Annotated in this window: 10 protein-coding genes; 7 read left to right on the top strand and 3 right to left on the bottom strand. The window is 69.2% G+C overall.

What is annotated here, in order from left to right:
* The 4 genes from modA to D183_RS0116475 form a co-directional block, all read left to right on the top strand.
* Positions 1–454 (top strand): molybdate ABC transporter substrate-binding protein (gene modA / locus D183_RS0116490; RefSeq protein WP_017909970.1); only part of this gene is annotated, 454 nt, incomplete at its 5' end.
* Positions 455–463: 9 nt separating this feature from the next.
* Complete coding sequence (modB, locus tag D183_RS0116485) at positions 464–1,159, top strand: molybdate ABC transporter permease subunit (RefSeq protein WP_017909969.1); 696 nt, start codon at positions 464–466, stop codon at positions 1,157–1,159.
* Between the two features lie 28 nt (positions 1,160–1,187).
* Positions 1,188–1,805 carry an ATP-binding cassette domain-containing protein gene (locus tag D183_RS0116480; protein ID WP_017909968.1) on the top strand — a complete coding sequence of 206 codons (618 nt, stop codon included), beginning with the start codon at positions 1,188–1,190 and terminating at the stop codon, positions 1,803–1,805.
* A 60-nt stretch (positions 1,806–1,865) separates the two neighbouring features.
* Positions 1,866–2,423: a flavin reductase family protein gene (locus tag D183_RS0116475; protein WP_017909967.1), complete on the top strand. Its 558-nt coding sequence runs from the start codon at positions 1,866–1,868 to the stop codon at positions 2,421–2,423.
* Between the two features lie 45 nt (positions 2,424–2,468).
* On the opposite strand, the gene D183_RS0116470 is transcribed toward D183_RS0116475, so the two are convergent.
* From D183_RS0116470 to D183_RS0116460, 3 genes are read right to left on the bottom strand one after another with little or no spacing between them, the layout of a single operon-like run.
* Positions 2,469–3,065, bottom strand: coding sequence for a hypothetical protein (locus tag D183_RS0116470; protein ID WP_017909966.1), 597 nt, complete (start codon positions 3,063–3,065; stop codon positions 2,469–2,471).
* Positions 3,062–4,507 (bottom strand): TonB family protein, encoded by a 1,446-nt coding sequence (locus tag D183_RS0116465; RefSeq protein WP_017909965.1) that lies wholly within the window; start codon positions 4,505–4,507, stop codon positions 3,062–3,064. The genes D183_RS0116470 and D183_RS0116465 overlap by 4 nt, the downstream gene beginning before the upstream one ends.
* Positions 4,497–4,865, bottom strand: coding sequence for a BlaI/MecI/CopY family transcriptional regulator (locus D183_RS0116460; RefSeq protein WP_010340889.1), 369 nt, complete (start codon positions 4,863–4,865; stop codon positions 4,497–4,499). The genes D183_RS0116465 and D183_RS0116460 overlap by 11 nt, the downstream gene beginning before the upstream one ends.
* 200 nt (positions 4,866–5,065) lie before the next feature.
* Here D183_RS0116460 and D183_RS0116455 point away from each other — a divergent pair, with 200 nt between their 5' ends.
* The 3 genes from D183_RS0116455 to D183_RS0116445 all read left to right on the top strand — a co-directional run bounded on the left by D183_RS0116455 (position 5,066) and on the right by D183_RS0116445 (position 11,370).
* Positions 5,066–7,021 carry an acetyl-CoA hydrolase/transferase C-terminal domain-containing protein gene (locus tag D183_RS0116455; protein ID WP_017909964.1) on the top strand — a complete coding sequence of 652 codons (1,956 nt, stop codon included), beginning with the start codon at positions 5,066–5,068 and terminating at the stop codon, positions 7,019–7,021.
* A gap of 364 nt (positions 7,022–7,385) precedes the next feature.
* On the top strand, positions 7,386–8,507 hold the full coding sequence (locus D183_RS0116450) for a phosphatidylinositol-specific phospholipase C1-like protein (RefSeq protein WP_017909963.1): 1,122 nt from the start codon (positions 7,386–7,388) through the stop codon (positions 8,505–8,507).
* 133 nt (positions 8,508–8,640) lie between these two features.
* A complete protein-coding gene (locus D183_RS0116445) occupies positions 8,641–11,370 on the top strand; it encodes a TonB-dependent receptor (protein WP_017909962.1) in 2,730 nt (909 codons plus the stop codon).
* Positions 11,371–11,587 lie beyond the last annotated feature (217 nt).

Below are 11,587 nucleotides of genomic sequence, written 5' to 3'. Positions count from 1 at the left end.
GGTGCTGGTGGCGCCGGCCGCCAGCAAGGCACAGGTCGACCTGCGCAAACCCGGCGCGCTGCTCGCCGCGCTCGGCGCGCAGGGGCGCCTGGCGGTCGGCCAGACCGCCAGTGTGCCGGCCGGCAAGTACGCGCGCGCCGCACTGCAGGCGCTGGGTCAGTGGGACAGCGTGCAGCCGCGCCTGGCCGAGAGCGAGAGCGTGCGCAGCGCGCTGATGCTGGTGGCGCGCGGCGAAGCGCCGCTGGGCATCGTCTACGGGTCCGACGCCCAGGCCGAGCCCAAGGTGCGGGTGGTGGCGACCTTTCCGGCCGACAGCCACGCGCCGATCGTGTATCCGGTGGCGCCGCTGCGGGCGAGCGCGCAGGCGAAGAGCGCTGCCGATTTCGTGCGTTGGCTGGGCACGCCACCGGCACAGGCGATCTTCCGTCGCCACGGTTTCTCGCTCGCCCGTTGAGGCCTGGCGTTGTTCGACTTCACCGCGCAGGAACTGACCGCGATCGCGCTGAGCGTCAAGGTCGCGCTGGTCGCGGCGCTGGCCAGCCTGCCGTTCGCCGTGGCCTGCGGCTGGCTGCTGGCGCGGCGCCGCTTCTTCGGCAAATCGTTGCTGGACGCGCTGCTGCACCTGCCGCTGGTGATGCCGCCGATCGTCACCGGCTACGCGCTGCTGCAACTGTTCGGCCTGCAGGGGCCGATCGGCGGCTGGCTGTTCGAGCATCTGGGCGTGCAGTTCGCGTTCCGCTGGACCGGCGCGGCGCTGGCCAGCGCAGTGATGGGCTTCCCGCTGATGGTGCGGGCGATCCGCCTGGCCCTGGAGTCCACCGACCGTCGCCTGGAAGCGGCGGCCGCCACGCTCGGCGCCGGCCCATGGCGCGTGTTCTTCACCATCACCCTGCCGCTGGCATGGCCGGGCGTGGTCGCCGGCGGCGTGCTCGGCTTCGCCAAGGCGTTGGGCGAGTTCGGCGCCACCATCACCTTCGTCTCCAATATCCCTGGACAGACCCAGACCCTGGCCTCGGCGATCTACAGCCTGCTGCAGGTGCCCGGCGCCGAAGCCGGCATCTGGCGGCTGGCGGCGGTGGCGCTGGCGATCTCGCTGGGCGCGCTGCTGGCTTCCGAGTGGCTGGTGCGACGCCAGCGCGGCACCGAGGTGGACGCATGAGCCGCGCAACCGCCCGGAGCCGACGCCGATGCTGAGCATCGACCTGCATCTGCAGCGCGGGCGTTTCGCCCGCCACGTGCGCATCGAGGAACAGGCGCGCGTGGTCGCCCTGGTCGGTCCGTCCGGCGCCGGCAAGACCAGCCTGCTCAACGCCATCGCCGGGGTGCTGCCGCCGCGCGGCGGGCGCATCGCCATCGATGGCCGGGTGCTGTACGACAGCGCTGCCGGCATCGACCTGCCGGCGCATCGCCGTGGCATCGGCTACGTGTTCCAGGACGCGCGCCTGTTCCCGCACATGGACGTGCGCCGCAACCTCGGCTATGGCCGCCACGGCCGCGGCAAGCCGGCGCGCTTCGCACTCGATGCGGTGGTCGAGCTGCTCGGCATCGGCGCGCTGCTGGAGCGGCGCCCCGACACGCTCTCCGGCGGCGAAGCGCAGCGCGTGGCGATCGGCCGCGCGCTGCTGTCGCAGCCGTCGCTGCTGCTGTTCGACGAACCGTTGTCGGCGCTGGACGCCGACCGCCGCAGCGACCTGATCCCGTACCTGCAGCGCGTGCGCGACGACGTGCGCCTGCCGATGCTCTACGTCAGCCACCAGGCCGAGGAAGTGGCGCGCATCGCCGACGCGGTGCATCGGCTGGACTGACGCCGACATCGCGTTCACCCAGGCCGGCGAGACTGAAGGCCCCACCACGGCAGACTGCGCATGCGCCGCTACCGCAAGCTCGACTTCCCCACCCAGGACGTCCGCCGCTTCCTCGAGCCCGGCCCGGTGGTGCTGGTCAGTTCGGCCTGGAAGCAGCAACGCGACGTGATGACCCTGGGCTGGCACATGGTGCTGGAGTTCTCGCCCTCGCTACTGGCCTGCTGCATTTCCAGCGCCAACCACAGCTTCGACCTGATCCGACGCAGCAAGCAATGCGTGATCAACCTGCCAACTGCCGACCTGGTCGACACCGTGGTCGGCATCGGCAATACCAGCGGTGCGGACCTGGACAAGTTCGCGCACTTCGGCCTCACCGCGGTGCCCGCCACGCACGTGGCGGCGCCGCTGATCGCCGAGTGCTACGCCAGCTTCGAATGCCGCCTGCACGACGGCAGCCAGATCGGCAAACATGGCCTGTTCGTATGGAAGGTGGTCAAGGCGCACGTCGCCGCCTCGCCCAAGCGGCCGCGCACCCTGCACTACCGGGGCGACGGCCGCTTCATGCTGTCAGGCGCGGAGATCTCGCGGCGGCGCCTGTTCAAGCCGGAGATGCTGTAGTTCCCGGCAACGGGCAAGGCAGACCGCACGCGGCGATCGCGGCGCTCAGCGCGCGCCGCCGACGCGCCCCGACTGCAGGCTGGCCTTGCCCTGTCGGACCTCGAAGGTGAACGCGTAGGCCAGCGTCACCGGCACCTCCTGCACCGACTGCGCATCGTCGCAGCGCCCGTCCTGCGCCGGCCGCTGCACCGGATCGGCATAGGTACAGATCGCCGCCGGCACGAAGCGCCAGTGCGCGACCGCGTCCTGCACCGCCTGCAGCAGATCGGCCATCTCCGGCTGCGCGCCCGCGCTGCAGTCCGGGCGATCGTTCAACAGGGCGCTGCGCTCCACCATGCCTTGCGCGGACAGGATCACCCGCACGCAGACCGTGGTCGGGGCCAACGTGCGGCGCGGCGACGCGCTCGGCAACTGCGGCGTCGGCGCCTGCAGCGGTTGCGGCATGCGGAACACTTCCTGCGGCTGCATCCGATACGACTGCACCGCCGCCGCACCGGACGCCGCGCCGAATCCTGTTTCCAGCATGCGCTGATCCACCGAGTCGATGCGCTGGGTCGGTTGCGGCGCCTCTTTCGGCACGTGGCTGGCGCAGCCGGAAAGGACCAGCGCCAGCAGCATGCCGGCCCGCCCGTGCGCACTCATCGCACGGTCCGCGCCATGCCGCACAGCGGCGCGGCGCCGCCCTTGCCGGAGAACACCTTGTCGCACAAGCTCGCCAAGGTGTCGCCAGCATCCTCGCCCAGGCGATACCAGCGGTAGTTCGCAGCATCGGCGACGCCAGCCGGCGCCTGCTCGGGGTACATTTCCACATCAAACGCGACCGGAATCTTCAGGCGGCTGGCCACAGCGCGTCCGTGCGCAGTCGCCGGCGAGAAGCGCCACTTCCAGGCCGCGGTGACCGCGGCAGCATCCAAAACTGCGCTACCGCTGCCATGATCCAGCACGCGCACGGCGCTCGGCGCCCCGTGCGCATCCACGTCGACCAGCAGGACCAGCTTGCCGGAGACGCCGGCACGCACCGCTTCATCCGGGTATTTCGGGGGCGGCATGTCGATTACCTTGGCAGGCCGCGCTCCGGTCCGCGCGGCGACCACCGACGCCTGCTGCACCGATCGTGCCGACGTGCCATCCACCTCGCTCGCGGCAAGATCGCGTGCCACGCCCGTGGCATCTGTTCCAGTTGGCAACGCCAGTGCCATCGCACTCCCGCTCAACGCGGCCAGCGTCACCGCCGCGAGGCCCAGACGACGCCGCCAACCGCACACCGCCGGACGCCGCAGCAAGGCAATGCGCTGGCACAGGACGCTGCCCGCCTGCCAATGGCACCCCACCGGCAAGGCCAGCGCGTCCAACTGGGTCTGCAGCATCGCCTCGGCGTAGTGCCGGCGCGTGCCGGGATGGCGAACCAGCACCGCGGCATCGCAGGCCAGTTCCTGATCCAGGCGGAAACGCGTGGCGGCCCAGTGCAGCAGCGGATTGAACCAGTACACGCAGCGCAGCACGGCGAGCAGCAGATTGCTGCGGGTGTCGCCGCGGGCGATATGCATGCGTTCGTGCGCCAGCACCAGTTGCGCCTGCGGCGGCGGATAGCGCGCGGCGAAGTCCATCGGCACCACCACTTGCGGCTGCCACGCACCCAGCACCAGCGGCCCATGCAGCGCATGCTCGGCGACCAGCACGCCATCCTCGCCAGGCTGCAAGCGACCCAGGCTGCGTCGGTAGCGGCGCTGCTGCCGCCACAGCACGGTCGCCGAGGCCAGCGCACCCGCCAGCCACAACGAAAGCAACCAGACCGTGGCCTGTCCGCTCGCCGACACGCCGTCGCCTACCGACATCTGCGCCCGTGTCACGCCGACCAGCACCGCCGGCATGTCCAGCGCCAAGCCCGCCGGCAACGCTGGACGCCAGCCGCTCGGCAACAGTGCCGCCAGCAGCGCCAATGGCACCGCGATCCATAGCGCGTAGGCGATGCCGGCGCCGAACGCGCGCCGCATCGGCACGCGCAATGCCAGCACCGCCGCGATGGCCACGCTGACGACCAGCGCGGTACTCCCGAGGTCCCTCACGATCCCGTCAATGCTCATCGTCCAGCTCCTGGATCAGTCGTTTGAGTTCGGCGATATCGGCATCGCTGAGCTTGCCGCGTTCGCTGAAGTGCGCCACCAACGGCGCGATACGGCCGCCGAACAGGCGGTCGAGCAGGCCTTCGCTCTGTTGCTGCACCCACTGCGCGCGCTGCAGCAGGGGCGTGTACAGATAGCGGCGGCCTTGTTTGTCGGCGCGGATCGCGCCCTTGTTGAGCAAGCGGTTGAGCAGGGTCTTGACCGTGGGTTCGGCCCAGCCGCCATGCCCGGACAAGGCGGCGAACACCTCTTCGGCGCTGAGCGGGTGCCGCTCCCACAGCACCTCCATGACCACGGCTTCCGCATCGCTGATCGACATTGCGTTTACGCCCGTAAATTTTCACTGATTACGCGCGTAAACAGAACGCATGTCAAGTGTTTTTTGCGCAACGACCGATGCCCTGGCGATCGGCATGCCCCCATGCCCGGAGGTCGTCGCTGCCAATCGCGTACGCCGCGGCACCGCGCGTATCGGTCGCGCATCACGATCGACGCAATCGCCGGCACACCCTCTAAGCTATGCCGATGACCGATCATCTCGACGACCTCGACGCCGCTGCCGACCTGATCCTGCAGCGCATCGCCGGCCCGCTGCGCGTGGGCGCACCGCTGGGCCTGGGCAAGCCGCATCGCCTGCTCAACGCGCTGTACGAGCGCATCGAACACGATCCGACGCGGCCGTTGCAGATCTACACCGCACTCTCGCTCAATCCGCCGGCGCCCGGCGGCGGGCTGCAGGGTCGTTTCGCGCGGCCGTTCGTGCAGCGCCACTTCGGCGAGGACTTCCCGCGCCTGCGCTACGTGCAGGCGATGCAGCGCGATGCGCTGCCGGCACATGTCCAGGTCGAAGAGTTCTACATGCAGTCCGGCGCGTTGCTGCGCTCGACCCAGGCGCAGCGCAGCTACACCAGCCTCAACTACACCCATGCCGCCGATGCGGTGGCGCAGCGTGCGCCGAACCTGATCGTGCAGAAGGTGGCGCGCGAACCCGACGGCACCCGGCTGTCGTTCTCGTGCAACAACGACATCACCCAGGACACCCTGGCCGCAGTGCAGCGGCGCGGCCTGCCGCGGCCGCTGCTGGTGGCCGAAGTCGATCCGCAGTTGCCGTGGATCGGCGGCTGCGCGGCGGTGGAGCCGAGCTTCTTCGACGTGGTGGTGACGCCGCCGGGGCCGTCTCCGCGCCTGTTCGGGCTGCCGCGGCAGCCGGTCGCCGACGCCGATTACGCCATCGGCCTGTACGCCAGCACGCTGGTGCGCGACGGCGGCACCCTGCAGATCGGCATCGGCACCCTGGCCGATGCGCTGTGCCACGCGCTGGTGCTGCGGCATACCGACAACGCGCGCTACCGGCAGGTGCTGGCGGCGCTGGATCCGGAACTGGAGCGGCATCCGGCGGTACGCGAATGCGGCGGCCTGGAGCCGTTCGCGGTCGGCCTGTTCGGCTGCAGCGAGATGCTCAACGAGGGCTTCCGGCAACTGGTCCAGTGCGGGGTGATCCGGCGCAAGGTGCTCGACGACGCGCCGCTGCTGCAGCGCGTGGCCGACGGCACTGCCGATGCGCAGGACCTGCAGCGTCTGGAGCGCGAGGGCGAATACCTGCAAGGCGCGTTCTACCTGGGTTCGCCGGAGTTCTACGCCTGGCTGCGCGACATGGCTCCGCAGGCGCGCGCGGCGATCGGCATGCGCCGCATCAGCGAGATCAACCAGCTCTACGGCGACGAGGCATTGCGCCGGGTACAGCGGCGCGAGGCGCGCTTCTTCAACTCGTGCATGATGGCCACCGCGCTCGGCGCGGCGGTGTCCGATGCATTGGACGATGGTCGCGTGGTGTCCGGCGTCGGCGGCCAGTACAACTTCGTGTCCATGGCGCACGCGCTGGACGACGCGCGCAGCGTGCTGATGTTCCGCGCCGTCCGCAGCGATGCCGGCGCAACGCAGTCGAACGTGCGCTGGAACTACGGCCATACCACCATTCCGCGGCACCTGCGCGACCTCTACGTCAACGAGTACGGCATCGCCGACCTGCGCGGCCTGACCGACGAGGACTGCATCGCGGCGATGGTCGGGATCGCCGACGTGCAGGCCCAACCCGCGTTGCTGGAGACGGCGAAGGCCAACGCCAAGCTGGCCGCCGACTTCGCTGCACCCACGCACTGGCAACGCAATCAGGCTGCGCGGGTGCGCGACGCGCTGGCGCCGTTCCGCCGCGACGGCACCCTGCCCGACTATCCGCTGGGCAGCGATTTCACCGAGGTCGAGCAGCGCCTGCTGCGCGCCCTGTCCTGGCTGCAGCAGCACACCGCCAGCACCGGCGCCAAGCTGAAGACGGTGGCCAGCGCGGTGCTGGCGCGTCCCGCGGCGGATGCCGCCTGCATGCAGCGCATGGGGCTGGACGCGCCGCGCAGCCTCGGCGAACGGCTGGAAGCGACGTTGCTGGCATTCGCCCTGCAGCACACGCGCACGCCGCAATGACGCACGCAAAGCAACGGCAGGGAGCCACCCGGCGACGCAGGGTTTACGTGCAGAAGCGGCTCGACGTGCCCTGGGCCGACAGCCGCAACGCGCGCGATCGGGAATGCCCGTCGCGGCCAAGCCGCTCTCGCAACAACGACAACGCTTCGCACTGAGTTGCGGCAAAAGCGCATCGCCGACGGTGCTTGTCCAAACCAGCCGCAACAACGTGACGACGGTCATGCGTGCATAGGACACCGCGCACGATCGTGGCACGCCGCCGGCCATGACACGATTTGGCAACACCCGCGTCAACTCCACTCGGGATGCTGTCGAGATATCGTTACCAAGCGTGGCCACGATGTTCCCCCAACGTTCTGTCCTGATGTCGTCGAAACTCCGCAGCGCGCCAGCTGCGCTGCGCGCCCTGCTGGCGGTGTTGGCGCTGTTGCCATCTGCGCTGTGCGCCGCACCCAGGCTTAGCGACCTGCAGTACATCGGCAGCCACAACAGCTACCACGCCGGCTTCGCGCCCAGCGAAGCGGCGCTGTGGAAACGCCTGGATCCGGCCACGTTCGCGGTGCTGGACTATCGGCATCCGCCGTTGACGCAGCAACTGGACGACGGCGTGCGCCAGATCGAACTGGACATCTACGCCGACGCCAAGGGCGGACGCTACGCACACCCGGCGATGATCGACCAGCTCGCCAAGGCCGGGCTGCCGCCGGCCCCGCCGATCGCCGCGCCGGGCGTGATGCAGCGACCGGGCTTCAAGGTCATGCACATCCAGGACCTCGACCAGCGCAGCACCTGCCAGCCGCTGCTGGCCTGTCTGCGCGAGGTGCGGGCGTGGTCGCAACGGCACCCCGGGCATCTGCCGATCTTCATCCTGCTGGAAACCAAGCAATCGACCGTGCCGGCGGCCTTCCCCACGGTGCAACCGGAACCATTCGACGGCAAGGCACTGGATGCACTGGATGCCGAACTGCGCTCGGTGTTCGCCGCCAACGACTACATCAGCCCCGATCAGGTGCGTGGCACTGCGCCGACGCTCAACGCCGCCGTGCTAGCGCAGGGCTGGCCTGCGCTCTCCGCGGCGCGCGGCAAGGTGGTGTTCCTGCTCGACCAGCGTGCGGTCGGCCCGGCCTATCTCGCCGGCCATCCGTCCTTGCGCGGCCGCGTGTGCTTCACCAATGCCGATCCCGGCGCCGACGACGCCGCCTTCGTCGAGCGCAACGACGGCAGCGCCGACGAGATCGCGACGCTGGTGAAGGCCGGCTACCTGGTGCGCACCCGCACCGACGCGGACCTCAAGGAAGCCCTGCGCAACGACACTGCGCGACGCGACGCCATGCTCGCCAGCGGCGCGCAACTGCTCAGCACCGACTTTCCCGATCACGAACCGGCCGCCTCCGGCTACGTGGTGCGCTTCCCCGGCGACGCCGTCGCCCGCTGCAATCCGCAGCGTCCGCAGGCCGACTGCCACGGCGTCGACCTGCGCCACTGAATGCCATTGGCCGCGCGACGTCGCGGCCACGCCCCACACGTATGCAATGGAAGGCCTGGGCGATCCGCGCGCCGGCATCGGCGTGTCCGGACTTCGGATCGCAACCGCTGTTTCCCCCAACGAGCCGCCCCCCATGCTCCCGATCCATCGCCCCCGCCCCCTGTGCTGTGCCATCGCCCTCGCGCTTGCGCTCTCGCCAACCGCCCGCGCCAGCGACGCCGATGACGCCAGCGCGCGCACCACCACCCTGGACTCGGTCAACGTCCAGGCCGCGCAGGCCACCGTGCCGGGCTCATTGGACGAACAGCGCCTGTCCAACGGCGTCAACAGCGTGATGAGCAAGCAGCAGATCGATGCGATTCCCTCCGCCGGCATCGCCGACGTGGTCGCGCACCTGCCCGGGCTGTCCGCCTACAGCGACATGCATCTGGGCCAGGCCACCACCGGCGAGAACGCCTACGTCAGCATCCGCGGCCTGGATGCCAGCTACAACAGCTACCGCCTCAACGGCTTCGGCATGCCCGAGACCGATTCGTCCACGCGTGCGATCTCGCTGAACATGCTGGCGCCGTTCGGCATCCAGTCGGTCAAGGTCTCCAAGTCGCCGACCCCGGACCTGCCGGGCGACGCGATCGGCGGCGCGATCGACATGCGCACGCCCAGCGCGTTCGACTTCGATGGCGACTTCTACGGCAAGACCACCGCGCAAGGCCAGTTCAACGCGCTCGCTTCCGACCTTGGCGGCAAGCACACCGGCGGCACGGTGCAACAGGAGCTGGCCTGGAAGTTCGGCGACGACCACGCGTTCGGCGTCTATGCCTCGGCCTACTACGGCAAGAACAACAACATGGCGCAGGCGCCGGCGCCCAACAGCGCGTACTTCCCGGCGGATCCGGCGCAGGCCAAGGCAGTGGATCTGCGCGATGTCGGCCCGCTGCTCAGCGCCCGCTACAAGTACAGCGTCTACACCAGCCAGATCGAGCGCTACGGCGGCAACCTCGCCTTCGACTGGCAGGGCGAGCACACCACCCTTTTCGCGCGCGCCATCTACGGCAGCTACAACGTCACCGGCCAGCAGGACCAATCCAGCGCACGCCTGGAAACCGTCAACAACCAGCCGACCGCGGTGCGTGGCGGCTACTTCAACACCCACGACATCAAGGAAACCCTGGCCACGCTGCAGTTGGGCGGGCAGACCACGCTGGATCGTCTGCGCTTCGATTACGGCAGTTCCTTCGGACGCGGCACGCGCAGCCGCCCGGACTACGTCGCCGCAAGTCTGTACGGCTTCACCCCGGGCAGCTTTGCGTTCGATCTCAGCGATCCGACCTATCCGAGCATCGGCCCGAGTTCGCCGGCCCTGAAGAACTTCTTCTACAGCCTGGATTCGGCGCTGTTCTGGAAGACCCAGGGCCACGATGCCGGCAGCCACGACAACCGCGCCAGCGCGCATGCCGACATCAGCTACCGCGTGGACGGCGACGTGCTCGACGAGGTCAAGACCGGCCTGTCGCTCGATCACGCCGACCGCGGCTCCTACGATCACCCGTTCTTCCACAAGGACGGCAACTTCGTCTACAACGGCCCGTATTTCGGCGGCCCCAACTACGTGTTCCCCAACGCCGGCGGCCCGCCGCTGAGCGCCCTGCCCGGCCGTCTCACCTACGCCGCCTTCGATGGCCACTACGCCGGCCCGTTCAAGATCCTTGACCGCGACTGGGTGCGCGCGCAGGCGGTGCCGTACAAGTACGTCAACGATCCCAATGGGGCAGGCGTCTATACCGCCAACGACTACAACGCCAACACCACCTCCAGTACCGAGGCGATCTACGCCGGCTACGCGATGGCCACGCTGCATGTCGGCGCGGTGACCCTCCTGCCCGGCGTGCGCTACGAACTGACCCGCTACTCCGCCGATGCCTGGCAATCGAACGGCGACGGCATCAACGGCCGCTTCGTCGGCAGCGGCCGCAGCTATGGCGAAGTACTGCCGGGCATCAGCCTCAACTACCGCCCGGACGAGCTGACCGTCTACCGCGCCTCGCTGCGGCGCAGCTTCAGCCGCCCGGCGTTCGGGCTGATCTCCGGCGAGACCGTGTACACGGTCGACCCCACCCAGAAGGTCATCGGCATCTCCAAACCCAATCCCGACCTGCAGCCGAGCAAGGCCGACAATGCCGACCTGTCCGCGGAGTTCTACGACCGCAACGGCGGCGTGCTCAGCGCCTCGACCTACTACAAGCGCATCACCGGCTTCATCTACACCTCGCAGTCGGCGACCAGCAACGACAACACGCTGGGCGGCCTGGTCCCGACCGGTACCACCTTCGAAGACGGCGTGCCGGTGACCATGCCGCAGAACGGCGGCACCGCGACGCTGTACGGCGTGGAACTGGCCGGCAGCAAGCGCCTGCAGGATCTGCCTGGGTTCTGGGGCAACTTCGGTATCGCCGCCAACCTGACCCTGCAACACAGTTCCGCCGACAGCAAGCGCGCCGACCAGCCCGAAAAGACCTGGCTGCCGCGTGCGCCCGAGCGCATCTACAACCTGGACCTGTTCTACGACGACAGCCGTCTGCGCGCCGACCTGAGCTACAACTACACCGGCCTGCAACTGCTCGGCCTGACCAGCGACCGGCTCAACTACTACCTGCAGCCGGTCAAGTCGCTGGACTTCACCGCCACCTACCACCTGCCGCACGGCATCGACGTCGGCATCGCCGCCAAGAACCTGCTGAATTCGGCCACGTTCTACGAGACCCAGGGCAAGTCCACCCGCTACATGGCCTACGACCCCGGTGCCGATGGCGCCTACGTGGAAACCGGGCGCGTGTACATGCTCACGCTGAGCTATACCTACTGACGCGGCCCTGCCTCCGCCGCTGCGGCGAGTGCCTTGCGTGCAAACTGCACGCAAGGCATTGGGCAGGATGCACCAGCTCCGCGACCCGCCCTCAGAGGCCACTCCTGGCGCCGAAGCATCGAGGGGTGCGGCAATCCTCCGCAAGCTGCATCGCGCTTCCTCGGGCTGAAGGCCCGGGCATCTAGGTGTGATCTCTCAGTAGGTTGTTCATCCGGGG

The organism is Xanthomonas sp. SHU 199, assembly GCF_000364665.1.
In the GTDB taxonomy this organism is placed as follows: domain Bacteria; phylum Pseudomonadota; class Gammaproteobacteria; order Xanthomonadales; family Xanthomonadaceae; genus Xanthomonas_A; species Xanthomonas_A sontii.
The sequence above is the reverse complement of the archived record's forward strand: the minus strand, read 5'-3'. Positions and strand labels throughout refer to the sequence as shown.